A 23,518-nucleotide genomic window follows, 5' to 3' on the forward strand; every position below is an offset into this window, starting at 1 on the left:
TATAGCCACAGATGTGCTGGTTATCTGCGACATCAAAAGTCATCGGTTGACAAAAAATTACAAGGATAAAAGAATCCCTCCAGATTTTAAAAACCTGGAGGGATTGAAAGGAAGTTGCCCTCCGATGTGGACAAGTCTGGAATATTACATCAAGGAGTAACCATTTTGATAGGAATAGTGCAGTTTGGTATTGGCATTTGGATCATTGAAAACCTGCGCGATCGGATCCCATTTGAGCGGTTTTTGCATCTCATGGGCAATATTTCCAATCGTGCAGACGGTGCATGTGCTGTGTCCCACTTCCACGGGGACGATCGGATCTTTCCGTTTTCTCACACAATCGATGAAGTCTATATGATGGGCCTCGAAGGTGAAGTTTTCCGGCTCCTTCCCAATCTCCAGTTCTTTGATCGAGGTGTCATAGTTTCCTCTGGAAACGTTGATCCATCCCTTTTCTCCCACAAATTTGACTCCCGCCCTGGTGCCATCGTATTTGGTTAGCAACATGTCTGTTCCGGTAGCATATTTGTAAGTAAGAGGGGAATCTCCCGATGCGGGAATGATTTCCACGGGGCCGTTTCGATCCATGCTCAGTCCCCACTGTGCGATGTCAAACATGTGGGCACCCCAGTCGGTCATCAGTCCGCCGCCGGTTTCTTTGTACCAGCGCCAAGCTCCCCAAGCGGCCTCGTTCTTTTCAGGATCGAGCGTTATCCCTGGATTTAGGAGGTCATTGAAATGAAGTTTTGGAAGTGGGCCAAGCCATTTTTTCCAATCCAATCCTGCAGGCACCGCTTCTTCCGCCAAATCGTAGGGCTTGGGATGTGGGTTTTCTCCTACATAGACCAAGACTTGGCTGATCTTGCCTAGCCTTCCTTTTTGGGCATGCATTGCTGCCGTCTGGAAATTAACTGCTGCGCGCTGCATGCTTCCGACGGCGAGGACCACACCATTGGAGCGGACAGCTTTGACCAACTCCTGGCCCTCTCTGATTGTAAATGTCAGCGGCTTTTCCAAATAGATATCCTTTTTGGCTTTGCAGGCATCGATTGCCATCAGCGCATGCCAGTGATCCGGCGAGGCAATTACTACCGCGTCGACTTCGGGATTGGCCAAAAGTTCTTTGTAATCTTCATACAACTTCGGTGCCTTGCTGGCGGCTCCGGCAGCTGCTTGGTTTTTCTGAACTCGGAGGGCAAATCGCTCTCGCTTCACCGCATACACATCTGCTCCCGCCACGACTTCCACTCCGGGGATTTTCATGAAATTGTTCAACAGGCCCATGGCCTGGCGTCCGACTCCGATGAATCCCAAGCGGACTCTCTCGTGTGCTGTCTTGAACAAAGGTTGGGTTGTAGTAGCGGAGCTGAGCCCGGGAAGAAGGCTTAAACCTGCGGTGGTCAACAGGCTTGCACCTAGGAATTTTCTTCTGGAAAAGGAGGAGTTACTCATGGTTAGATTTTGGGATAGGATGTTCTTGAAGAGGTGGAGACAATCGATTCACTGAGTTTGGAAACAGTGTTTTTAAAAGGCTGAAATCTCCTCTTTCGATTAGTCGCAAAAAAATAGGAAGTTTTGCTGAACTCATTATCCTGCACTAACGGTTACCTTCATAGAAATTTTCTATTGAAATGCCCATTAGAAATTTTCCTCACACAAAGAGATAATTATTTGGGGCATTCCATACGCCGAAAAAAAGCAACTATATAAAAGTGAAATGACCATCCAACAACTTGAGTACCTGATTGCTGTCGATAAACATCGACATTTTGGAAATGCGGCCGAATCCTGTTTTGTGACCCAGCCGACGCTAAGTGCGCAGCTCGGAAAACTGGAAAAAGGATTGGGCGTAATTCTCTTTGACCGGAGTAAGATGCCTGTGATCCCGACTGAAATCGGTGTGCAGATCATCGCTCAAGCCAAGAAAGTAGTTTCGGAAAGCAAAGGAATCATGGAACTGGTTGCGCAGCTGAAGGGCGATATCTCCGGCACGATCAAACTGGCGATCATTCCGACGCTTGCACCTTATCTGCTGCATTTATTTGTCCGGAAATTTTTAGAAAAATATCCTAACGTAAAACTGGAAGTACGGGAAATGGTCACGGAGGAAATCGTCCGAAGGCTGAAAAATGACGAGATCGATTTGGGGATAATTGTCACCCCCCTGGATGAGCCCGGCATCGTAGAAAAGCCGATGTTCTACGAGAAATTTTACGCTTATTTTTCTCAAAACCATCCTTTATTGGGCAAAAAGGAAGTGAAGGTTGAAGACCTGAAAGGAGAAGACCTTTGGGTCTTGCAGCAGGGACACTGCTTTCGGGATCAGGTGCTCAACTTTTGCGATCAGTCGAGCACCGGGCACAAAAACTTCCACTACGAAAGCGGTTCGCTGGAAGGCTTGAAAAATATGGTCAACCGATACCTGGGGATGACACTCCTGCCGGAGTTGGCCACGCATGACCTTTCTCCGGAAGAAAAAGCCAGACTCCGGCCCTTTGAAGGAGTCGTGCCGACCCGCGAAGTCAGCATCATTCTGAACCGGAGTTTTCTGAAGCAAAAGCTTGTTGAATTACTTTATACTGAAATCACCGAGTCTATTCCGGAGGAGATGACCTCCAAGGCGCATGGGAAAATCGTGCGATTTAAGTAATGCTATTGCTTGATCAAGATATAGCGATCAGCCAGATCTCCGTCAATCCGATTGCCGTCTTTGTCGAGGTGCCAGATTCGATTTTCACCTACCTTATATTTACCGGGTGCACCTCCGATGAGTCCATTCAGGGTGACGATTGAGCCGGTTTCGTCCCAAGTGAATTTACCGGAGAAGATTTCCTCGCGGTCGTCATTCAAGCCCATGTGATGGGTTTTTAGCACAAACCTACCGTTCTTATTTAGCGTCACCCAGGTTTCGATCCCTTCGCAGCTTGCGCAGGGAAGTGTTGCGAAATACGTTCCTGGCCAATCCACCGAATTCATGGAATTGTCGCCTACCGTGACGGGCATTTCCATGATCTCTGGAATCGTCTCGGCGAACGTGTCCTGTGCGGGCTCGATGACGATTTCTGATTCAGAAGCAGTTTCGTTGGAAGGAGAAGTACAGGAAAAGGTAAGCGCTAAAAAACCGAAAGTCGCTGCAAACGATAAATTTTTCATAGAAAAGGCTTACCCAAATTTTGCACCAAAGCTACTGAAAAACGCTATTTTTTCATTTGAAGCACCCAATATGCCACAAAACTCCTGCCGGCTCGATGATGAAAAATTCACTGCCCCAATCCTGATGCTTGATCGGCATGACCTTCACTCCGGGAAATTTTGCAGGGAGATCCAAGGAAGTGATTTTTTGGAAATAGGCCGGGAGGTCCGCTACTTCGAGGAAAAGCATGGAGTTTTCGCACCAGTCTTTCACATAGTAATCCTGGAGGTAAAAGCCGATCTCAGGGGAGATGGAGACATAGGCAAAGCCTTTACCGTGGTGGTGCAGTTCAAACTCCAATGTTTCGTAGAATCGGCAGCTTTCTTCGAAGTCCTTCGAGCCGACGAAAGTCCGAATCGATTTCCCAGCCTGTATCATACCCCAAACTGAGTCAAGTGATGATCTAGGTGTTTGTAAAACTGATTGTTCCACTCCTCGGCGGTCATCTTGCCAAAGGACAGAGACTCCTTGCCCTCGAAATGATCCCGACCAAGAGCTAAAGTATGCTCGACGTATTTGATCAACCTGGCTTTTTCGTCTCCGAAATTTTTGCGCTCCTTGATAATGAAAGCCGGAGCTGTTCGTGAGTTTTTTGGATAGGGGACTTCATTGACCACAGGCTTTTTGACAAAAGTCTTCAACATCAGACGCATGAAAGCATTTGGTCTTGGGTGCTTGTTGGTAAATGCCATTTCATAAGGTACAGAACAGTGAGCGAGCATTTGGTCTACCGCCATCTTACCCCAAAGGCCAGGCGATTCCGGCTTCAAGCGGTTGATTCTGTCTATCAGTTCGGCGGTTACGAGTGGGTCAAAGATGTTTTTCATAAGCTTGAGCTTGAGTGCATTCTAAGGTAAGGATGATTTTGCAGTCGATTAAAAATTTTGTTTTTAAAATAGTTTATAATGTAAACCTATTTATATTTGTTCCGTTCAGCTAACATAAATGGAAGAGACTATGGAAAAAGAAATGAGTAGCAAAGAGTCCCTGACCTTGATCACGGAGATGATCAACAGGGCAAAACGGGAAACGGCCGGGGACGGGGGATTTCAGATGCGGCTGTGGGGCTGGGTGATCGCGATCTGCAATTTTGGGCATTTCACCTTGTACAAGTTGGGATACGAGCATCCCCATTACGTGTGGATCTTGGTAGCTCCAGCAGCGGTGGTGAGCTTTTGGAAGGGATTCCAGATTGCAAAGAAAGCCCGAGTCAAGTCCCATGTGAGTCAAGTGATCAACCAACTGTGGATCATGGTGTTTGCAGGGATCATGATCACCTTGGCTTTTATGCCCGTGATCGGGTACAACCAAAACCCCATAATCCTGATCCTAGCCGGAATCGGCATGTGGACCACAGGATCGCTGATCCGGGTAAATTTGGTTCGTGGAGGTGGAGTGTTACTTTTGCTCGCCGCCGTGATCGCATTTATGCTGCCCGTGTCGGCGCAGTACTTACTTTCCGGCGTGGCCATGGTTTTGGGCTATCTGTTGCCCGGTTATTATTTGAATAAAAGCTATCGTGAGCGCATTTAAACCACTCGATCCTCTGTTGCACTCCCAGCTGCGCCTGGCGGTAATGTCGCTGCTCATCAGCGTGGAGGAAGCGGAATTTACTTTTCTCAAAGAAAAAACCGAGTCCACCGCTGGCAATCTCAGCGTGCAGCTCGACAAGCTGGAGAAGGCGGGCTATATCGAAATCGAAAAATCCTTTAGGGGAAAGCGTCCGCTGACTACCTGTAAGATCACACAAGTGGGATTAAAGGCCTTCGAAGCCTATGTGGAAAACCTCCGGAATTACATCGAGTAAAAAAAATTTGAATTTATAGTTTACAACATAAACCAATTTATATCATGAAAAATCTAATCCAATTTTTGCTTGTCTTGGTCCTATTCGCAGGATCGCCCGTCTTGGCTCTCGCGCAGCCTTCCTATGAGCTGAATGAAGCTGCGCAAAAGAAACTGGCCCAGTTGTCCTTTTTGGAAGGGAACTGGGAGGGCAGTGGCTGGATGATGGGACAGGATCGTGTACGCTCGACCTTTGAACAGGAAGAATATGTGCAGTTTAAGCTTAGCGGAACCGTGATGGAAGTGGAGGGCATTGGCCAAGCGGAGGGAAAGGTAGTCCACCATGCCTTGGCGGTGATCTCTGTCGGAGAGGGAGAGGGGAAGTTTGACTTTACGTCTTTTCTCCAAAGCGGGGAAAAAGGAACCTATCCTGCCGAACTGATCGACGGAAAGCTCTATTGGTATCCGGTGAAGGAAGTGCGGTACGTGATCGAGATCAATGAGAAAGGACAATGGTTTGAGATTGGCGAATACAATGCCGGAACGCAATGGTACAAGTTTTTTGAGATGACGCTTGAAAGGCAGAAATAAGTCAACAGTCCACAGACGACGGTCAACCGCCTCGTCAAAGCAAAAAGAAACGGCGACTCGAAAGGGCCGCCGTTTTCGCTGCGGTAGACCGTTGACCAAATTAATCCAATAGCACCCGCTCGTTTTTGGGGTATTTGACCTCGTACTGCAGGGAGAGTTTCTTTTGCTCGCCGGGAGCCAAGGTGATCTCCCAAGTGACTTTGCCGGTTTGGGGGTCGAGTGAGCCAGCGGAAAGCTGGACTGGACTTACGGAGATGGAGGAATTGACCGAGACGGGGATTTGGTCTTGGACCTTCAGCGTGACTGGCTGGGATTTGTTGTTGCGAAGGCTGATTTCGTAGCCTCTGTTTTCGGTGATGTTGGAGCCGATCGTTCGCTTTTTGGAATACTCATCGATCTTTTCCCGCTGGATGGCAATCGACTGATCTCTTCCCATCGACACGAGCAACGTGTCTTCCAGTGCGGAGCCATTCAATATAGAACGTCCGACAAAGCCGTCCTCAAAATATAGGTTGCTTTCCCCTTCGAGCAGGCTGTACTGGCTCCAGTCGGCGATCTCGGCGATGAGGAAGGCGTCGTTGTCCAGCTTGGGGATGACCGAATAGCGGTAGTTCGCGGGGACTTCGTAGGCTTTCAAGTCCACCAAGGTCTTTTCCCCATTGGACTTGATGCTATAGGGTTCGGAGACTTCGATCTCGACGGTGGTTTGGTTTTCGATGACTTCGGTCTGCAAAGGAGCGGCGGGTGGCGGTGCCATGGATTTTTTGGCTCTTAATTCCATTTGTGCTCCAGCAACCCTGCTTTGTAATGCTCGTTCCGCTTCAGCACCATATCCAATTACAACCACATCATTCAAAGCTTGAATGTCTTCATTTAACGCAATGTTGATAGTGGAGGAATTGATCGGCAGAGACATAGACTGATAGCCGATTATTGAAGCCAACAGCTGACTAGCGCCGTTTGGCAATGTCAATGAGTAGTTTCCGTTGAAATCCGTCACCGTTCCGATGGTGGTGCCCGGTACTGTCACGCTCGTGCCGGGAAGGGGAGAACCATCCGTTGCGCTGGTAACTCGGCCTGTAACTGAACCGAATATTTGTGTTCTGGGATTGAAAGTTGTGAGCCTCGCATAGTTCAACTCCCATTTCTCAAGCTCGGGAGCCTGTCCGCTTTGGTTGGGGTTGGCGTTGGAGAAGCGCAGTTTGACGTTCTTCCAGTCTACGCCGGTGTTTTGGTAGACTTCGGCTTTGTAGTTGAGAGAAAGCGGTGAACTTACATTTTTCACCCGCACGTCATATTTGGGATACCAGCCGGCATTTGCCACCAGATAGTTCAGCTCAAAGTTGGCCTGTCCCGCTGCAGGAGCTTTGACCCGAATGCGGATCTCTGCAGTGGATTTGTTTTCGCTTTCCAGCATGGCGTGGATCTGGTTTCGCAGACGGGCGACTTCCTCATTTTCCTTTAGCAAGCTGGCGTTGATCTCTGCGCGTTCGGTAGAGATCTTGGTGAGTTCCGCTTCGTAAAACTCCATCGCTTGCTTGAGTTCGGCGACGCTTGCGCCACCTTGCGTACCGCCCAGATTTTTGTTGGCATCGAGCAGGCTGGCTTTCTCTGACAAGATCTCCAAGCGGGAGTTTTCCTTGCTTTGGTTGGCTTGAAGTTCCATTATTTGGGATTCCAATCCTTTTACTTTTTCACTGACCTCCTTTTCGCTCAGGAAGTCAAGTCTTTTGTTTACAGCTTGGATGGTGAAATTGCCCATGCCTTTGGCTTGGATGCTTTTTTCGTCCAGATAGGGAGAGAGGCCTTTGATCAGGATAAGCGATTCTCCGGCAGGGATGTTTCCCTGAGCTTTTTCAAATACCTGGGCACCGGAAAGAAACAGGGTAACTTCCTGAATGCTACTGGTAAAAGTGGTTTCTTTGATTTCCTGTGCATTTACAAAACCTGAAAAAAATAGGCAGATGGCGAAAATGAGTATTGGTTTCATTTCAATAAGAATTTAGGTGAAGAAAGTGAAATTTGGCAGATTGTCAAAATTGGATGTTAAATTCTCTTTTCTCCAGACGTGAGAGGGCTTGCCTTACGCTACGGATTGCTAGTTTTGCAGCAGTTAAAAAATCTTATCCATGACCCTTTTTCAGAGTATCATCATTGCGATTATCGAAGGCCTTACTGAGTTTTTGCCGATTTCGTCCACTGGACACATGATCTTGGCCTCGGCGGCCATGGGCATCCACGAAGACGAGTTCGTCAAAACCTTTGAAGTTTTCATCCAGCTGGGAGCGATCTTGGCGATTGCGCTGATGTACATCAAGCGTTTTTTCAGAGGCTTGAATATCTATTTCAAGCTGTTCGCAGCTTTCCTCCCTACCGCAGTTGTTGGGTTATTGGCTTACGACTACATCAAGGCGTATCTCTTCAATCCCGTGGTGGTGTCGGTTTCGCTCATTTTGGGTGGAATCGTGTTGATTCTCATTGACAAAAAAGTGGTGAATCAAGAAACCAACCTGAAAGATGTCGAGGATATTTCCTATAAGAACGCCTTCTTCATCGGACTGTGTCAGTGTATTTCGATGGTTCCTGGTACTTCTCGAGCAGCCGCGACGATCATTGGCGGTGTGTTCAATGGCTTTGACAAGAAGCAGGCTACGGAATTTTCCTTTTTGCTGGCTGTTCCAACGATGATGGCTGCAGGAGGCTATGATCTGATCAAGTCGGATTTAGCCTTTGATGAAGCCCAGCTGATCATGCTGGCGGTCGGTTTTGTCGTTGCCTTCATCTCTGCCTGGATTGCGGTAAAACTGTTTTTAAAATATGTCTCCAACCATGGATTTACTGCTTTCGGCTGGTATCGCATCGCATTGGGAATTCTCTTTTTGATCTTTATGTGGGGGGCGGATTTGGGAGGATAATTCGCCAAAAGGCGAATGGATCACATCAAAAAAGGCCTTCCATAAGATGGAAGGCCTTTTATTAATTTTTTGTAAAGAAGTTACTTTCTATTCTTTACATACTTTTCCAGCCAAGAGTCCATCTCCCAGAGGGTGTGCAGGATGGACTCCTGCGCTGCGTAGCCATGGCTTTCGCTTGGCAGGAAGACCAAACGTGCGGTGGCACCATGACCTTTCAGCGCGTTGTAGTAGCGCTCAGACTGGATCGGGAATGTCCCGGAATTGTTGTCCGCCTCTCCGTGAATCAGGAGAATTGGGGACTTTACTTGGTCTGCAAATGAAAACGGGGACATGTTGAAATAGACTTCTGGAGCCTCCCAGTAGGTGCGCTGCTCGTACTGGAATCCAAATGGCGTCAGGGTACGGTTGTAGGCTCCACTTCTGGCAATGCCTGCGGCAAACAAGTTCGTATGGGAAAGCAGGTTGGCAGTCATAAATGCGCCGTAGGAATGTCCGCCGACCGCGACGCGATTTCTGTCACCGACTCCCATCGCTTCGATGTGGTCGATAGCCGCTTCTGCATTGGCGACGAGCTGTTCGATGAAGAAGTCATTGGGCTCCTTGTCGCCTTCGCCTACGATGGGCATTTCAGTCTGATCCATGATGGCGTAGCCTCTGGTGACCCAATAGATGGGAGATCCCCAGCTGATGCGTGTGAAGGTGTATTTAGATCCCCTCACTTGGGCTGCGTCCGTTGCGGATTTATATTCCCGGGGATAGGCCCACATGAGCACCGGAAGTCTTCCATCTTTTGCGGGATCGTAGCCCTCCGGTGTATAGACCACGGCAGAGAGGTTTAGTCCGTCCTTTCGCTGATAAGTCACCAATTCCTTGTTGATACCCTTGATAGATTCGTAGGGGTGGGCAAAATTCGTCAACTGTAAAGGAGCGATCCGCTTGCGGGTGTTGACCAGCCAGTAGTTGGGCTGGAGGTCGGTACTCTCCTTGAGGGTGACAAACTCGGTTGCATCTGCATTCAGGACTTTTGCCACGCGCTCATAGTATGGAGCTTGGGATCTCCAGAGGATTTTTTGTGCTTTGGTCTTGGTGTCAAAGGTGGACAAAAATGGCATGCTTCCGTCCGGGCTTCCCCCTTCTGATCTCATGTAAAGCAAGTCGCCTTTGCGCATCAGGACACTTCTTCCAAATTCGTTTTCGGTCAAAACAGGATCTCCCGGGTCGTTGTATAGATCATCCGATGAGCGTTCAATAATCACCCGATGAGCTGCTGCAGGATTGGAAGGATTGATTACGGATCTCTTTTCGATTCGCTTCGCAAACCATCTTTCGTTTAGTAGCGCAAAGGTATCATCGGACCATTGGATACCAGCATAGCGCAACGATGTAGCGGCCAGTTTTTGCTTTTCCCCGGAGAATGGTGCCGCCCAAGTGAATACCACATCCCGCTCGGCGACTTCTGTTCTGGGATTTCCTCCGTCCATGGCTTCAGCCCAGTACAATGTCGCTGGGTGGTCAGCCCTCCAGTTGACATTTCTCGGGCCAGTCACCGTCGCGTCAAAGCCTGTCGGACGAACTTCATCCAAGGGGATCTCGGCAAGGGTTTTTACGTTTTCACCGCTTGATTTCCAGATTTCGATCTGATAGGGAAATCTGTCGCCTGGCACCAGGTAGGAAAATGGCTTTTGGATGGATTCGATGAGGAGGTAGCTTCCGTCGGGACTGACTTCCATAGATTTGATCATGCCCGGCTGTCCGATCGTGCTTTTGCTTCCATCGAGGGAGACTTTCATCAATTGCGAATCCATGAAGTAGGCAAAGAGCGCTTCGTCGTGCGGGTTGCTCAACAGATCTTGATAAGTGCGGCTGGGAGCGGCATTGCCGGAGGTTTCCTGGACGATAGGACCTGGAGGAGCGGAGGGTGTTTTGGGGATTTCTCCTCGGCTGGGGTTTACTGCTTTGATCAATAAGGTATTGTCGGGCAGCCATGCAACCGCATTTCCAAAGACTTGGTTTACGATCGGTTCGGTAAGTTTTTTTGCTTCAAATGTGGACAAGTCGACCACCCAAAGGCTGATGCCTGTGGCTTCTGTTTGGGTGAAGGCCAGGAATTTTTCATCCTGGGAGAAGGAGAAGCTTCCCATTTTTGGTTTGGTTGGAAGGCTCTTTACTTGGATTTCCTCGCCGCTTCTGGATTTTTTGACTTTCAGGTTATAAAAGGATCCAGCGCGACTCGGTCCGGAAATGGCCGGGTTAATTCGGATGCCCGCAATCCGGAGCTCCGGAGCGGAAAGATCCTCGATGGACGGAGCATCGGCGCGCTCCAAGATCAGCATCAGGGAGCCGTCCTTATTGAAGGAGACTGAGGGCGTCGGTGGTGCATTAAAAAGGATGGTGATGGATTCGGGGGGAGTCTGGTAGGAAGTCTGAGCCCCGATTGGGCCTAAGACGGCGAAAGCGAGCACAAAAGCCAGGGCCGTTTTTGAAAGTAGTCGAATCATAGTGGATGGGAATATGTCATTCTAAAATTAAATCCAAGAAGTGAGATGGAGGGCGAAAACTGGATAAATGGTTGTTTCCATTTTCCGGGGTTCCCGAAATGCAGAAAGCCCGACAGGGATGCCGGGCTTTCTGAATAGTGCTAGGAATTGGATTATTTTCCTTTTTCTCCAATTGAGATCATCGCGCAGCGGAAGCCGATGTTGTTGGTAGCCGAGTCTTGATGCATAAATCTGCGAGTTCCCGGAGCAAGCCAATAGGCAACATCTTTCCACGATCCGCCTTTATAGACGCGCATTTCGTCTGTTAACAAAGAGGTTTCGTAAAATTGCGCATCATCGTAGGTTCCATCACTTCTTAGTGGGTTGAGATCGTCCGCATCCTGGAATGTCATCGGACGGTAGATATCATACACCCACTCGTTCATGTTGCCAGCCATGTGATAGAGACCGAAATCATTTGGAGCCATGTCGTACACATTGGTTGGGAGGATTTCTCCATCATTTCTTTGGCTTCCGGAGATTCCACCGTAGTCACCTCTACCTCTTTTGAAGTTTGCCAAGAAATCGCCTTGCTTACCTTTTCTTTTCACATTGTATGGGCTTCTGAGACCTCGGCCATCCCAGGGATAGATACGGCCATATTCTTGATTCTCGTCCATATACTGTGTTCCAATCATTGCTTTGGCTGCATATTCCCATTCTGCTTCGTTGGGAAGTCGGAAGTCAGCCATCGCTACACCTCGCTCGATCAATTGGGATTTGGTAAAGGTAGAGTCGATTTCACGTTCTTTTCTCACCACTTCCTGTACATATTCAGTTCTCCATTTCGCGTACACATTTGCCTGTGTCCAAGAGACACCTGCTACAGGATAAAAATTGAATCCAGGAAATCTAAAGTAGTAAGACTGATAAAGGTCGTTGAAAGACATCGCACTTGACCAGACGTCTTCGGAAGGCTCCAATTTCAGAAGTGAGTCACCACTTACTTTCTTCTTCATGTCAAAAAGAAACTCACGGTAATCGTTGTTGGTGATCTCCGTCTCGTCCATGTAGAAATTGGCAATTGAAACTGTTCTTTCGAAATTGTCACGAAACGCCATCACATCTTCTTCTTGAGAACCGAGGACCGTTCTACCGCCCTGCACAAGCTTCAGGTTTGGACCGGGAATTTGCTCAGCTTTTCTGGAGACAAAGAAATTGGTAGAATCATTTTCTTCGAAAGAGAATTCAGCGCCGGTTGTGGCACTCCTTCTACCTGGATCATTAGCGGTACGCCGACCATATCCCGGTTGCTTGTTACATGAAGACAAAATGGAGACTGAGGCAAGCAGAATCGCTGCAGTCCACAATCCCCAGGATTTGTTATTCAGACTCATATTATAATGTTTTAGTCTATTTCAGAATGCTAATATAGATGCATTGAAAGCTACTTCCAATGAAATTCAAATTTCCGGAATTTTCAAATGCCCCTAGATCAAGGGATTTGGATAAATTCTGCAAAACAGGTGATCGAAAACGCAATTTTTATGCCAGTTAAATTATTCGAATTTTTTTAAGAATTCATCTCCAACAGTACTTTTTGTGCCTTATAAACCGTCGGCACTCCCTCGATAGTAAGTATCAAACGATTCTTGTGTTCTTTTATTTTACAGACTTTCGCATGCGCTTGTGCATACTTCATAATTTGCCCGAAAACCGCAGAAGAATAGAAGTCATCACGGCTTGAGGGCAAAAGATAGCATTTCATTTGCCTTCCTTTCAAGACCAGCTTTTCAATTCCGAGCTTTTCTGCCAGCCAACGTAAACGAACTGTGTCCATTAAGTCGTTGACTGCCTTCGGAAATGGGCCAAACCGATCCTGAAGCATCTTAGAGAATTTTTCCAATTCTTCTTCGTTTTTTATGCCGTCGAGTTTGGAATATAGCCCAAGCCGCTCACTGATATTGGTCACATATTCCTCAGGAATCAGCAACTCGAGATCTGTCTCGATGGTACAGTCTTGTACGAGGATTTTTACTTTTTCGGCAAGGTCAGTTTCAAAAAGTGCAGCAAACTCATTTTCCTTCAATTCCTGCACAGCCTCATCCAGGATTTTATGATACATCTCAAAGCCCAGATCGGTGATAAATCCGCTTTGTTCGGCGCCTAGTAAGTTGCCCGCGCCGCGAATGTCGAGGTCCTTCATCGCCACTTTGAAGCCGTCGCCCAAATCGGAAAACTCTTCCAAAGTCTGCAGTCGCTTCCTAGCCTCGGCAGTTAAGCCAGACAAGGGGCTGGTCAGTAGAAAGCAAAAGGCCTTCTTGTTGCTTCGACCCACTCGCCCACGCATCTGATGGAGATCGCTCAAGCCAAACATGTGTGCGCGGTTGATGATGATCGTGTTGGCATTAGGGATGTCAAGTCCCGATTCGATGATGTTGGTAGAGACAAGCACATCATACTCATGATCAATGAAATCGACCATGATTTTCTCCAACTTTTTCCCATCCATCTGTCCATGCGCACCGACGACACGAGCGTCAGGCACCAATTTCATGATCAGGTTGGCAATGCTGTCAATCTCGCCGACTCTGTTGTGGACAAAAAACACCTGTCCGCCACGTCTCAGCTCGTATGAGATGGCGTCCCGGATTACTTCCTCTTGAAAGGTTTGAATCTCCGTCGTGACCGGTTGCCGATTTGGGGGTGGCGTAGCAATCACCGAAAGATCCCGTGCGCCCATCAGCGAGAAGTGCAACGTCCTCGGGATCGGCGTGGCGGTAAGCGTAAGTACATCGACGTTGACGCGTAGGTTTTTGAGTTGGTCCTTGACCTTCACACCGAACTTTTGCTCCTCGTCGATAACCAATAGGCCGAGGTCTTTGAATACAATGTCTTTGTTGACGATCTTATGGGTACCGACCAGGATGTCGATTTCGCCGGTTTTGACTTGGGCGACTATTTCTTTGATTTCTTTCGCGGTCCGAAAACGATTGATGTATTCGACCTTCACAGGGAAATTTTCCAGCCGCTCACTGAAGGTCTGGAAATGCTGCATCGCCAAGATGGTGGTCGGCACCAGGATGGCTACTTGTTTTCGATCATTTACTGCCTTAAACGCAGCCCGAATGGCAACTTCTGTCTTTCCGAAACCGACATCTCCGCAGACCAGACGATCCATGGGATAGGATTTTTCCATATCGGACTTCACATCGGCAGTGGCCAAGGCCTGATCCGGCGTGTCCTCATAGATAAACGAAGACTCCAACTCCACTTGCAGTACTGAGTCTCTCGTGAAGGTAAATCCAGGCGCTGTCCTTCGCTTGGCGTAAAGGTTGATCAGGTCTTTGGCGATGTCTTTGACTTGCTTCTTGACTCGGGACTTTTTGTTTTCCCACTCGGGCGAACCCAGCTTTGACATGGAGGGCATCTGTCCTTCCTGCCCGGAATATTTGGAGATCTTGTGGAGGGAGTGGATGTTAACATAGAGAAGATCATCGTCGCGGAAGATCAGTCGAATCGCTTCCTGCATCTTGCCATTGACATCGACCTTCTCCAGGCCTGCAAATCTCCCTACCCCATAGTCCACGTGGACGACAAAATCTCCGGGATGCAGCGACTTGAGTTCTTTGATGGTGAGGGCTTTGGATTTACTGGCTTTCGCCCGGGATCTATAGCGATGATATCGCTCAAAGAGTTGGTGATCGGTGTAGCAAACGATCTTGGCCTGCTTGTCGACAAAGCCTTCGCGTAAGCCCAGAAGCATACTTTGAACGTGAAGTGTCGGGTCGAGTTCTTGGAAAATCCCGAGTAAGCGATCGATTTGCTTCTCGTTTTCGGCGGTGATCACATTCGTGAACCCCTGCTTTTCGTTGTCCGACAAGTTAGTGAACAAGAGGTCAAAGTTCTTGTTGAAAGAGGCTTGGGGCTGACTTTCCCAGGATATTTTTGTGTCGGTCTTCAGGTAAAACTGTCTGCCGAACTCTACGGTCGAGAAGCCGCTGATGAGCTGGGCAAAGTCTTTTCCATTGTCAAAGAGATCGCTGGGTTTCAGCAGCAGTTTTTCGGTGTTGCTCTGGGAGACGATCTGGGTAAAAGCCTGCTCGGCCTTGTGAAAGGACTCGTCCATCACGTCGGAAGTGAGCTGATAGTCTTTCAGCCAGATGGTGGTTTTTTCCGGCAGGAAATCCAAAAAAGACTGGCGTACTTCCTGAAGCAGCTTGGTCTGCACATTGGGAATGAGCGAAATCAACTCGACATTGGCGATTGAAAGCTGGCTCTCAGGGTCAAAAGTTCGGATGCTTTCGATTTCTTTGCCAAAAAGCTCCAATCTATACGGATGCTCGTTGCTAAAGGAAAAGACATCCAAGATTCCCCCGCGGATGGCAAATTGTCCGGGTTCATAGACGAAATCCGCCCGCTCAAAATCGTAGCTTGTCAAGACTTCGGTCACAAACTCCATATCGACTGATTCGCCGACTCGGACGGTGAAGGTATTCTCCACGAGCGATCGCTTGTTGATTACTTTTTCGTAGAGTGCCTCGGGATAGGTAATCAGGATCTTGGCTTTGGACTTGTTTTCCAAGAGCTGATTCAGGATCTCCGCACGGGTCAGGACGTTGGCATTGTCCACTTCATCGTATTGGTAGGGCCGCTTGAAGCTGCCGGGGAAGATCAGGTGATCCACGGTGTGCAGCAGGTTTTGCAGATCCGAATTGAGGTAGGCTGCCTCCTCTTTGTCCTGAGCGACGATGAGATGAAAACCTCCTTTTTTCTCAAAATAGGAGGCAAAAAGTACCATGTCCAGACTTCCGGAAAGCCCTCGAATCTGCAGGCGAAATTTTTCAGAAGATGCAAGCTGATGCGCCAGCGTCTGAAAAATCGGGTCGGATTGGTAGATGGTAAGAAGGGACTGACGATCCAAAACAGGTGGGGTAAAGGAATTTGAGAAGCGCCAAATTTAGTTTTTTTTGACTTTTGTCTGGGGCAATTTTGAGTATTTGGTATTTTTCTGAACCAACAACCGCGTCAGTTGTTTTTCAATCATGCCTGTAAACAAGGATACCAAAACATGGCTTCAGCGGTTCGAAGCCCTTCATCCCTACGAAACCATGCTCTATCTGGGGATGCTGGGGAGCGGGTTGATTTTCTTGTATTTGACAATAGCCTTTCTTTTCGGAGGCGAAAATTGGCACAGTGCATCGAGCCAAGCGATTCCAGTGGGATTCTTGATTTCGACTGTTGTGCTGATTTTTTCTGGATATACCGCCGCGAGGATGCGCTTGCACTACCAGGAGGAGAACATTTCCGGAGTTGAGCGCTCGCTGCACAACACCTTTATGTTGGGCATTATTTTCACCATACTGCAGTTTGCAGGCTGGAAGGAACTCTCGACAATGGGAGTTAAGTTCACCGGGCTTCCCAGCGGGAGCTACCTCTACGTACTCAGCGGAATCCACATTTTTCATTTGGTAGGGGCCATGATTTTTGCCTTGATTCTCCTGGTGCAGCTGCGCAAAACCCAGGGAGATGGCGTACGGAAATTGGTTTGGATTACCAATCCTTTTGAAAAAATGCGGATCCGGCTTTTTACCATCTATTGGCATTTTATGGATGTCGTCTGGCTGCTCTTATTTCTCGTTTTTATATTTCGGTTTTGATGAAAATGGTCATCCAGACATCAGTCGAGCAAGGTTATTTGGAGGTGAAATCCGGCTTTGACCAAGCGCTCTTTTTGAAACTGAACCCTCCATTTCCTCCGGTGAAATTGCTCCGCTTTGATGGGTCACGGCGAGGGGACTTAGTATGCCTGGAGCTGGATTTTCTCTTTTTCAAACAACAGTGGATTAGCGAGATCACTGAATCAGAGACGACTGAGCTGGAATTTTATTTTGTCGATCAGGGGCTGGAGCTGCCCTTTTTCCTTAAGAGATGGAAACACCGGCATCGGGTGATCTCGACCCTGTCCGGCTCGATCATTCGGGACGAGATCGAGTTTGACGCTCCCTTTGGTGTATTGGGATTTTTACTATTTCCAGTGCTATGGCTTCAGTTTGCCTACCGTAAACCCGTCTATAGAAGGTATTTCAAAAGACCTGTTGACCGATAAGGCTTTCGCAGTTTTCGATCTTGCAGTCCCCATAGAGTACCAGCGAGTGACTGGTGATGCCAGACTGAAAGATGCGGCCCATGGATTCCTTGATCTCGTTGATTTTGGGATCAGAAAATTCCCGGATTCTCCGGCATTGATTGCAGACGTGATGGTCGTGGTGTTTGTAAGTCAGTGCTTGTTCGTACAGTGCAACCTTGTCTTTAAACTGATGCTTCACCGCCAAACCACTCTCCACGAGGAGGTCGAGGGTGTTGTAAATTGTTGCACGGCTAATGGTGTAGCCTTTGTTTCTCATCTTCAAAAACAGGCCCTCGACGTCGATATGCTCGTCTTCCGGTAGGATATAGAGTTCATCGATTACCGAAAACCGCTCAGGAGTCTTCCGACTTCCTTGTTTGACAAGGAAATTCTCAAAAATCTTTTTTGCTTTTTCTATCAGGGCCGAATCTGCCATGTGGTTCACATGATTAGGAATTAAAGATGACGTATTCCCTTTTTTTTGACAAACTGCTAGCGGTGCACGGGGTTAATTTGGGTTTAATCTAAATTACGTTGTAAGAAATCGAAACTGTGATTCAGTCGTTTGCTATAGAAATTGAGATTATAGAAAGAAATGACTTAATTATTCTCGTTAACTTTTAACAGAGATCCACCCCGCTCAGATGAAATACCAAAAGGCTTTATTCCTTTTATTTTTCCAAACATTCTTTGCCGCCTGCTGCTATGCGCAGGTTCCAGGATTTTTCATGAAAGAGGATCAAAAGAAAATCAAGCTGTCGTTCTTTTCCTCCAATAGCCTCATCATCCTGCCGGTGTCCATCAACGGATCCGAACCGATTAACTTCCTAGTGGACACTGGAGTCCGGTCCAATATTTTGTTCAGTAAGACCTTGGGCGATGCGCTGGGGCTGGACTACACTAGGAGGCTAAGCATCGCCGGGGCGGACGGCTCGACCATTATTATGGCGCAGGTCTCCCCGGTGAATACGTTGGACATGGGGCCAATAGAGGGGAGGTTACAAAGCCTGCTGGTGCTGGAGGAGGATTTTTTTGAACTGGAGTCTGTGATCGGAGTTCCTGTGTATGGCATTATCGGCTACGAGTTTTTCAAGTTCAATCCGGTGAAAATCAACTATGACGAAGGTTCGCTGGAATTCTATAGGGAGGGGGCAATGAAGTGGCGCCCGCCTTTTTTCAGGAAGTTGGAACTGAGCATTGAGGACAGCAAAGCCTATATCACGGCCACGGTGAATCAGAAAAACGGCCCCAAACTGGAAGCTAAGTTACTGATCGACACCGGTGCCAATCATGGTCTGCTACTCAATCAGGAGACTACCGACCAAATCAAGATGCCCCCGGTGTTCATTGAGTCTCAGCTAGGCCAATCGCTTGGTGGGCTGCTCTATGGATTTATCGGGCGGGTCAACTCACTCAATGTCAACGGCCTGGTGATGAAAGAAGTGCTGACTTCCTACCCGGATCAAAATACGTTTAGCGATTTGATCGTAGCTACCGGCCGATATGGGAGTTTGGGCTCCGAAGTGTTGGGCAGAACACGTCTGATCTTGGATTACCCGAGGAAACGGGCGTTTATCCGCAAGGGGGAAGATTTCTACGCTCCTTTTGAATTTGACATGAGCGGCTTGATCTTGAAGAAGGTTCCGATAGACGAGACACGCTACTATGTAAGTGAAGTCAGGGAGGGTTCGCCTGCTTACCGAACGGGAATCCTGCCTTTTGACGAGATCTTGTCCATCAACAGAGTCCCAACCTTTATGTGGGAGCTTTCGGAGATATTCAAACTGCTTCGTTCCGAGGAAGGACGAGAGATTGAGTTTGAGATGAGACGCTACGTCGGTGATGACCTCACCAAGTTTTCCGATTACAAAGTGAGTATTTATCTCAAAAAGCAGATCTAGAAATCTCCTATAAGGCGAACAATCCCAACAGCAAGCCGGTAGCCGTTGCTCACTTTATTCAGGGGAGAAGGCCTACTGTTGGACCGCGGAGTTGAATCAAAAAATCGATATCGGGCCCTCAGAGAGATTATTTGGATAACTTTGACATGAGATTCAAACACAAGTGGTGCAAATCCGTGTAACCAATCGTTTTTAAACACAACCAACACACTATGAAAAAATTTCTCATCCCCGTTGCCATCATCGTAGTTTTAGGAATCTTCCTTTATACCAAAGCAGTCGGCAGCTACAACCAATTTGTTCAAACCGAAGAACAGGTCAACGGACAATGGGCGGAAGTGGAAACCCAATACCAACGTCGTGCAGACCTGATTCCAAATTTGGTAAATACGGTAAAAGGCTATGCGGAATTTGAGCAGGAGACCCTTACCGGTGTGGTCGAAGCCCGTGCTAAAGCCACGTCGATGACTATCGATCCGACGAACCTCACGCCTGAAAAATTGCAACAGTTTCAGCAAGCTCAGGATCAACTTTCCGGCGCTCTGAGCAGACTCTTGGTGACGGTCGAGAAATATCCTGACCTGAAGGCCAACCAAAACTTCCTCGAACTTCAAGCTCAACTGGAGGGCACCGAAAACCGAATTGCCGTGGCCAGAAGAAACTTCAACGAATCGGTCGTTGCGTTTAATTCCAACATTCGCACCTTCCCCAACAACATTTTTGCAGGATGGTACGGCTTCGAAACCAAAGGCACATTCCAGGCTTCCGAAGGAGCTGAAAATGCCCCAACTGTACAATTCTAATCATGGCTGAAAAATTATTTTCTCCGGAGGAAAAGTCTCAGATTAAGGCTGCGATCCAGTCTGCTGAAACCCGCACCTCCGGAGAAATCCAAGTTCACATCGAAGACCGCTGCAAAGGCGAGGTTCTGGATCGAGCTGCCGAGGTCTTTGAAACGTTGAAAATGTATCAGACCAAAGACCGAAACGGCGTCTTGATCTACTTGGCAATCTTGGATCACAAGTTTGCCATTCTTGGCGACAAGGGTATCAATGCCGCCGTACCTGCCGATTTTTGGGAGAGTACCAAGGAGTTGATGACCTCGCTTTTCCGCCAGGGAAAATTTACACAAGGCCTCATCGAGGGCATTCATCTCGCCGGGGATCAGCTGGGGGCTCATTTCCCATACGATCAGACCGGGGATCAAAACGAACTTTCGGATGACATATCTTTTGGCTAAAAAGCCACTACTCCTGCTGTCCTTTGTCCTGTTGATTGGGCAATTGGGCGCACAGGATTTTCCACCCGTTCCCAATCCACCACGTTTGGTGACCGACTTCACCGGATCGCTTTCGGCGGATGAGGTAGCTACGCTGGAGCAAAAACTAGTGGCCTACAACGACAGTACCTCCACCCAGATTGCGATTGTGATGATGCGGTCTACGGGAGAATACGAGATTGCGGATTATTCCCAAAGACTGGCTCAGGCTTGGGGCATAGGCGGTGCGGACAACGACAACGGGATTTTGATCCTTGCTGCCATGGATGACCGCAACGTGTTCATCGCGACAGGCTACGGCATGGAAGGTGCGGTGCCCGATGCGCTTGCCAAGCGGATTGTCACCCAGATGATCATTCCCAGCTTCAAGATGGAGGCCTATTATCAGGGTTTGGATCAGGCAACAGATATGATCTTCAAGTTGGCGTCTGGGGAATACAAGGCCGAAGACATCGAGTCCGAAGGCAACCATGGCGGAGCGATCTTCTTTATCCTGCTCTTTATCGTCCTTTTTGTGATTCTTCCTTTGATCAAAAACAGAAAAGACAACGACAACCACATGGGCGGAAGAGGCGGAGGAGTCGACCTCTGGACGACGATCATGCTGGCCGGTATGCTGGGTGGCGGACGCGGAGGCAAGTTCGGTGACTTCTCCTCGGGTCGAGGGTCATTTGGTGGAGGAGGCTTCGGTGGCGGCGGTGGTTTTGGCGGCTTCGGCGGCGGCGGATTTGGTGGCGGCGGAGCAGGCGGAAGCTGGTAAGACATATCTAAAAGATACTAGCGATAAAAAAGTGCAGAGAATGCACCAATCTCGGGGCGCATTCTCTGTTTCTAGCCCATGGATTCAAAATCTCTCCATCGACTCATTGGTCCGTCAATGCTCGACAGATCGGTTATGACAGGGACTTAGTATAGCGTAAGAGTCCGATAATCCCAAGACCTTTCTTAAGCTCACCTTGCATCACTGCTACCAGTGCATGCATGGCAATAAGTTGTCTGCTGATTTCCTGTTTTTCAGCGCTGCTCAATTCCTCGATCACCAGCTTGGCATCTCCATATCCTTTGTTTTCGTACACAGCAAGGATCCGGACGGCATTTTCTGAAGCTGTTTTTTGTCTCTCCTTTGGCTCATAGCCGAGTTGAGTTACCATGGCCTCCGCGGTAGCCCAGGTCGACCAGGGATTTTGCCCGGTGACCAGATTTCCATCAACGATGACATTTTCCAGATACAGTGCCCCCTCGGCAAATACCGCACCTCGCTCTGTGAGTTTGTCCTGGAGCAGGAATGGGAGAAGCTCACGGGCATTTTTGATCAGAAAGAGTTCTTCACGGTTTGTAAATGAGCACACCCGTTTGTCTTTCAAAAAAGGAGTGCCATCGGCCAGCTTCACATTGACAAAGGCCGCAGGACCGTGGCAAACTGCGCCGATTACCTTGTCCTGTTCATGGTACAATTTTACAGCGTGTTGGATGCCCTCATGGTCTGGGAAGTCGAACATGACCCCTTTGCCTCCGACAAAATAGATTCCCTCATATACTGCGAGCTGTACACTGTCCATGGGAATCGTGGACCTCAGTTTCCGTTGAGCCGACGTGTCGTTCAAAAAGGCATAATCGTAGCTTTCCATATCATCATCATCGAGCACCATCGGCGGCTCTCCTCCCCTCGGGCTTGCGATGTCCATCTCAAATCCATTGGCAAGAAATACATAATAGGCCTGAGACAATTCCGTAAGCTCATAGCCTGTCTTCTTGTCCGTACCTTCAAAGGATCCGGTACTCGTCACCACGGCGAGAATTTTCCCTCTTTTTTCCACAGGACTGTTCGTCAGATACGGCAACGAACCGGCCAAGGTGTCTTTTGGATTTTCCGATGAGGTGTCAGCTGAGGGAAGTAGGCTTATAAACCACCACCCAAATCCTGCCACCAAAGCAACCAATCCTGCCAATGTAATCAGTGACCACTTTACAACCTTTTTTAATCTAGACATGCGTTTGTTTTTGGCACAAAGAAGATGCACCGATCAATTTTAATCTTCCGAAATGATCATTTCGAAAGAGAAAAGGATCATTTAACGCATGTTTCGAAAAGCCAGTGGAGTCAGGCCAGTCTGTTTTTTAAAAGCCGAATTGAAACTGGATATGCTGTTAAATCCGGACTCCATCGCAATGGCAGAAATGGTATAGTGCTCCAGTTTAGGATCCCGCAACTGCTTGGTGGCCTCTTCGACGCGATAGTGGTTGATGAACGTGTTGAAATTTTTCCCGCTCTTTTGGTTAATCACCATGGAAATAATCTGCGGGCTTTGGTGAAATTGTTCACTCAGCGATTTCAGTGTCATCTCGGCATTTTTGAAAGCCTTTTCTTCAACCATCAAGTTTTGGATTTTGGCATAGATCTCCTCCCCGTGGCTTTCTGAGATTTGCGTGGATTTGTATTTTTCATGATCCACTTTATCGATAAAGCGGTTTCGGATTACTACGAAACTTATGGAATAGGCCACGACAGAGTAAAGGACAGGACCTATGATGTACGGGATGTCTTCATCAAAGAGATTCAAAATATAGACGACCCAGATAGCCAAGAGCCCGAAGAATATCAGCCTAAAAAGCTGGTAGCCACTTTTCTCTTTTGGAGCGGATCGGTAGCTATAGAGGACATAGCCAATATAGTGTCCATAGTAAATAGCATACGCCACTATAAAAATCCAAATTGGAAAAGACCTCAAGTGGCTTTCATCTATCCAAATCCCAAAACCTATCCCTAAAATTGCCGGGAGAAAATGTAGAAAATGAACCCTCCGGAGCGTGAATGAACGAGAGAAGACCGATTTTGAAAACAGGTAAAACAGCGGGCCGATCAGTAACATGGAGCCGAGCCCTATAAAAATTATCTTCACGTGTAGTTCATGTGCAAACTCGAGCAAGACAGATTTGCCCACTCGGAAAGACAATACAAGAAGCAGAAAACCAAGTAGTTGATTGGAAAGCTTGTGGCCTTTTCTATGCAAAAAGAGAAATGCGGAAAGCAGAAACCCATGAATCACACCTAAACCGCTTAAGATTACCAAAACGATATAGCCAACTGTAAAGTGTTCCATGGTTATACTTACTATAAAATTGAATTTTTGAACTGTCGATGGGGATATTCCTGACAGGTTGGGTAAGCAAACTACTGATTTTAGTCGTATGGAATCCTGAGTCGATATTGGAAAATCTCCTTTTCTGGAGTTATCCACCACCGTCA

22 protein-coding genes are annotated in these 23,518 nt (G+C 48.0%); 11 read left to right on the plus strand and 11 right to left on the minus strand.

Going from position 1 to position 23,518, the window contains the following annotated elements:
* Positions 1 to 144: 144 nt before the first annotated feature.
* Positions 145 to 1,452, minus strand: coding sequence for a Gfo/Idh/MocA family protein (locus ABD031_RS02645; RefSeq protein WP_343848248.1), 1,308 nt, complete (start codon positions 1,450 to 1,452; stop codon positions 145 to 147).
* Positions 1,453 to 1,717: 265 nt separating this feature from the next.
* On the opposite strand from ABD031_RS02645, the gene ABD031_RS02650 reads away from it, so the two are divergent.
* Positions 1,718 to 2,650, plus strand: a complete 933-nt coding sequence (locus ABD031_RS02650; protein WP_343848249.1) for a hydrogen peroxide-inducible genes activator — start codon at positions 1,718 to 1,720, stop codon at positions 2,648 to 2,650.
* 2 nt (positions 2,651 to 2,652) lie between these two features.
* Here the strand turns inward: ABD031_RS02650 and ABD031_RS02655 are convergent, their stop codons facing one another.
* Genes ABD031_RS02655 through ABD031_RS02665 form a run of 3 tightly spaced genes read right to left on the minus strand, consistent with a single transcriptional unit; the run spans position 2,653 to position 4,020 of the window.
* Positions 2,653 to 3,153, minus strand: coding sequence for a copper resistance protein NlpE (locus ABD031_RS02655; protein WP_343848250.1), 501 nt, complete (start codon positions 3,151 to 3,153; stop codon positions 2,653 to 2,655).
* 52 nt (positions 3,154 to 3,205) lie between these two features.
* Entirely contained in the window at positions 3,206 to 3,571 is a 366-nt protein-coding gene (locus ABD031_RS02660; protein ID WP_343848251.1) for a VOC family protein, read from the minus strand.
* Positions 3,568 to 4,020, minus strand: a complete 453-nt coding sequence (locus ABD031_RS02665) for a hypothetical protein (protein ID WP_343848252.1) — start codon at positions 4,018 to 4,020, stop codon at positions 3,568 to 3,570. Before ABD031_RS02665 ends, ABD031_RS02660 begins: the two co-directional genes overlap by 4 nt.
* A 130-nt stretch (positions 4,021 to 4,150) precedes the next feature.
* Between ABD031_RS02665 and ABD031_RS02670 the strand changes: the two genes are divergently transcribed.
* Genes ABD031_RS02670 through ABD031_RS02680 form a run of 3 tightly spaced genes read left to right on the plus strand, consistent with a single transcriptional unit; the run spans position 4,151 to position 5,569 of the window.
* Positions 4,151 to 4,726: a hypothetical protein gene (locus ABD031_RS02670; protein ID WP_343848253.1), complete on the plus strand. Its 576-nt coding sequence runs from the start codon at positions 4,151 to 4,153 to the stop codon at positions 4,724 to 4,726.
* Entirely contained in the window at positions 4,713 to 5,000 is a 288-nt protein-coding gene (locus tag ABD031_RS02675) for a winged helix-turn-helix domain-containing protein (protein WP_343848254.1), read from the plus strand. Before ABD031_RS02670 ends, ABD031_RS02675 begins: the two co-directional genes overlap by 14 nt.
* Before the next feature lie 44 nt (positions 5,001 to 5,044).
* Positions 5,045 to 5,569 (plus strand): hypothetical protein, encoded by a 525-nt coding sequence (locus tag ABD031_RS02680; RefSeq protein WP_343848255.1) that lies wholly within the window; start codon positions 5,045 to 5,047, stop codon positions 5,567 to 5,569.
* A 100-nt stretch (positions 5,570 to 5,669) separates the two neighbouring features.
* Here the strand turns inward: ABD031_RS02680 and ABD031_RS02685 are convergent, their stop codons facing one another.
* Positions 5,670 to 7,559: a mucoidy inhibitor MuiA family protein gene (locus ABD031_RS02685; RefSeq protein WP_343848256.1), complete on the minus strand. Its 1,890-nt coding sequence runs from the start codon at positions 7,557 to 7,559 to the stop codon at positions 5,670 to 5,672.
* 139 nt (positions 7,560 to 7,698) lie between these two features.
* Here ABD031_RS02685 and ABD031_RS02690 point away from each other — a divergent pair, with 139 nt between their 5' ends.
* Positions 7,699 to 8,484, plus strand: coding sequence for an undecaprenyl-diphosphate phosphatase (locus ABD031_RS02690; protein ID WP_343848257.1), 786 nt, complete (start codon positions 7,699 to 7,701; stop codon positions 8,482 to 8,484).
* An 80-nt stretch (positions 8,485 to 8,564) separates the two neighbouring features.
* Here ABD031_RS02690 and ABD031_RS02695 read toward each other — a convergent pair whose 3' ends face one another.
* The 3 genes from ABD031_RS02695 to mfd form a co-directional block, all read right to left on the minus strand.
* Positions 8,565 to 10,982 (minus strand): S9 family peptidase, encoded by a 2,418-nt coding sequence (locus ABD031_RS02695; protein WP_343848258.1) that lies wholly within the window; start codon positions 10,980 to 10,982, stop codon positions 8,565 to 8,567.
* Between the two features lie 152 nt (positions 10,983 to 11,134).
* Complete coding sequence (gene gldJ / locus ABD031_RS02700; protein ID WP_343848259.1) at positions 11,135 to 12,358, minus strand: gliding motility lipoprotein GldJ; 1,224 nt, start codon at positions 12,356 to 12,358, stop codon at positions 11,135 to 11,137.
* A 176-nt stretch (positions 12,359 to 12,534) separates the two neighbouring features.
* On the minus strand, positions 12,535 to 15,885 hold the full coding sequence (mfd, locus tag ABD031_RS02705) for a transcription-repair coupling factor (protein WP_343848260.1): 3,351 nt from the start codon (positions 15,883 to 15,885) through the stop codon (positions 12,535 to 12,537).
* A 121-nt stretch (positions 15,886 to 16,006) separates the two neighbouring features.
* Here mfd and ABD031_RS02710 point away from each other — a divergent pair, with 121 nt between their 5' ends.
* On the plus strand, positions 16,007 to 16,621 hold the full coding sequence (locus ABD031_RS02710; protein WP_343848261.1) for a cytochrome c oxidase subunit 3: 615 nt from the start codon (positions 16,007 to 16,009) through the stop codon (positions 16,619 to 16,621).
* Positions 16,621 to 17,070 (plus strand): SRPBCC family protein, encoded by a 450-nt coding sequence (locus ABD031_RS02715; protein ID WP_343848262.1) that lies wholly within the window; start codon positions 16,621 to 16,623, stop codon positions 17,068 to 17,070. The genes ABD031_RS02710 and ABD031_RS02715 overlap by 1 nt, the downstream gene beginning before the upstream one ends.
* Here the strand turns inward: ABD031_RS02715 and ABD031_RS02720 are convergent.
* Positions 17,048 to 17,527 (minus strand): Fur family transcriptional regulator, encoded by a 480-nt coding sequence (locus ABD031_RS02720; protein WP_343848263.1) that lies wholly within the window; start codon positions 17,525 to 17,527, stop codon positions 17,048 to 17,050. The genes ABD031_RS02715 and ABD031_RS02720 overlap by 23 nt on opposite strands.
* A 208-nt stretch (positions 17,528 to 17,735) precedes the next feature.
* Here ABD031_RS02720 and ABD031_RS02725 point away from each other — a divergent pair, with 208 nt between their 5' ends.
* The 4 genes from ABD031_RS02725 to ABD031_RS02740 all read left to right on the plus strand — a co-directional run bounded on the left by ABD031_RS02725 (position 17,736) and on the right by ABD031_RS02740 (position 21,031).
* Positions 17,736 to 18,992 (plus strand): retroviral-like aspartic protease family protein, encoded by a 1,257-nt coding sequence (locus ABD031_RS02725; RefSeq protein ID WP_343848264.1) that lies wholly within the window; start codon positions 17,736 to 17,738, stop codon positions 18,990 to 18,992.
* Positions 18,993 to 19,204: 212 nt separating this feature from the next.
* Positions 19,205 to 19,795, plus strand: a complete 591-nt coding sequence (locus tag ABD031_RS02730) for a LemA family protein (protein ID WP_343848265.1) — start codon at positions 19,205 to 19,207, stop codon at positions 19,793 to 19,795.
* Between the two features lie 2 nt (positions 19,796 to 19,797).
* Positions 19,798 to 20,232 (plus strand): TPM domain-containing protein, encoded by a 435-nt coding sequence (locus ABD031_RS02735; RefSeq protein ID WP_343848266.1) that lies wholly within the window; start codon positions 19,798 to 19,800, stop codon positions 20,230 to 20,232.
* Positions 20,213 to 21,031 carry a TPM domain-containing protein gene (locus ABD031_RS02740; protein WP_343848267.1) on the plus strand — a complete coding sequence of 273 codons (819 nt, stop codon included), beginning with the start codon at positions 20,213 to 20,215 and terminating at the stop codon, positions 21,029 to 21,031. The genes ABD031_RS02735 and ABD031_RS02740 overlap by 20 nt, the downstream gene beginning before the upstream one ends.
* Before the next feature lie 133 nt (positions 21,032 to 21,164).
* Here the strand turns inward: ABD031_RS02740 and ABD031_RS02745 are convergent, their stop codons facing one another.
* Positions 21,165 to 22,262, minus strand: a complete 1,098-nt coding sequence (locus ABD031_RS02745; protein WP_343848268.1) for a type 1 glutamine amidotransferase domain-containing protein — start codon at positions 22,260 to 22,262, stop codon at positions 21,165 to 21,167.
* An 81-nt stretch (positions 22,263 to 22,343) separates the two neighbouring features.
* The gene (locus ABD031_RS02750) at positions 22,344 to 23,372 is read right to left on the minus strand and encodes a helix-turn-helix domain-containing protein (protein ID WP_343848269.1); all 1,029 of its coding nucleotides are present in this window, start codon (positions 23,370 to 23,372) and stop codon (positions 22,344 to 22,346) included.
* Positions 23,373 to 23,518 lie beyond the last annotated feature (146 nt).

Origin of the sequence: Algoriphagus jejuensis, from assembly GCF_039523455.1 — a bacterium.
GTDB lineage: Bacteria > Bacteroidota > Bacteroidia > Cytophagales > Cyclobacteriaceae > Algoriphagus > Algoriphagus jejuensis.

Bases quoted from the DNA above. Each gene is read 5' to 3' on its own strand.
- ABD031_RS02645 (WP_343848248.1), bottom strand. From the start codon at position 1,452: ATGAGTAACTCCTCCTTTTCCAGAAGAAAATTCCTAGGTGCAAGCCTG.
- ABD031_RS02650 (WP_343848249.1), top strand. From the start codon at position 1,718: ATGACCATCCAACAACTTGAGTACCTGATTGCTGTCGATAAACATCGA.
- ABD031_RS02655 (WP_343848250.1), bottom strand. From the start codon at position 3,153: ATGAAAAATTTATCGTTTGCAGCGACTTTCGGTTTTTTAGCGCTTACC.
- ABD031_RS02660 (WP_343848251.1), bottom strand. From the start codon at position 3,571: ATGATACAGGCTGGGAAATCGATTCGGACTTTCGTCGGCTCGAAGGAC.
- ABD031_RS02665 (WP_343848252.1), bottom strand. From the start codon at position 4,020: ATGAAAAACATCTTTGACCCACTCGTAACCGCCGAACTGATAGACAGA.
- ABD031_RS02670 (WP_343848253.1), top strand. From the start codon at position 4,151: ATGGAAAAAGAAATGAGTAGCAAAGAGTCCCTGACCTTGATCACGGAG.
- ABD031_RS02680 (WP_343848255.1), top strand. From the start codon at position 5,045: ATGAAAAATCTAATCCAATTTTTGCTTGTCTTGGTCCTATTCGCAGGA.
- ABD031_RS02685 (WP_343848256.1), bottom strand. From the start codon at position 7,559: ATGAAACCAATACTCATTTTCGCCATCTGCCTATTTTTTTCAGGTTTT.
- ABD031_RS02690 (WP_343848257.1), top strand. From the start codon at position 7,699: ATGACCCTTTTTCAGAGTATCATCATTGCGATTATCGAAGGCCTTACT.
- ABD031_RS02695 (WP_343848258.1), bottom strand. From the start codon at position 10,982: ATGATTCGACTACTTTCAAAAACGGCCCTGGCTTTTGTGCTCGCTTTC.
- gldJ (WP_343848259.1), bottom strand. From the start codon at position 12,358: ATGAGTCTGAATAACAAATCCTGGGGATTGTGGACTGCAGCGATTCTG.
- ABD031_RS02710 (WP_343848261.1), top strand. From the start codon at position 16,007: ATGCCTGTAAACAAGGATACCAAAACATGGCTTCAGCGGTTCGAAGCC.
- ABD031_RS02715 (WP_343848262.1), top strand. From the start codon at position 16,621: ATGAAAATGGTCATCCAGACATCAGTCGAGCAAGGTTATTTGGAGGTG.
- ABD031_RS02720 (WP_343848263.1), bottom strand. From the start codon at position 17,527: ATGGCAGATTCGGCCCTGATAGAAAAAGCAAAAAAGATTTTTGAGAAT.
- ABD031_RS02725 (WP_343848264.1), top strand. From the start codon at position 17,736: ATGAAATACCAAAAGGCTTTATTCCTTTTATTTTTCCAAACATTCTTT.
- ABD031_RS02730 (WP_343848265.1), top strand. From the start codon at position 19,205: ATGAAAAAATTTCTCATCCCCGTTGCCATCATCGTAGTTTTAGGAATC.
- ABD031_RS02735 (WP_343848266.1), top strand. From the start codon at position 19,798: ATGGCTGAAAAATTATTTTCTCCGGAGGAAAAGTCTCAGATTAAGGCT.
- ABD031_RS02740 (WP_343848267.1), top strand. From the start codon at position 20,213: ATGACATATCTTTTGGCTAAAAAGCCACTACTCCTGCTGTCCTTTGTC.
- ABD031_RS02745 (WP_343848268.1), bottom strand. From the start codon at position 22,262: ATGTCTAGATTAAAAAAGGTTGTAAAGTGGTCACTGATTACATTGGCA.
- ABD031_RS02750 (WP_343848269.1), bottom strand. From the start codon at position 23,372: ATGGAACACTTTACAGTTGGCTATATCGTTTTGGTAATCTTAAGCGGT.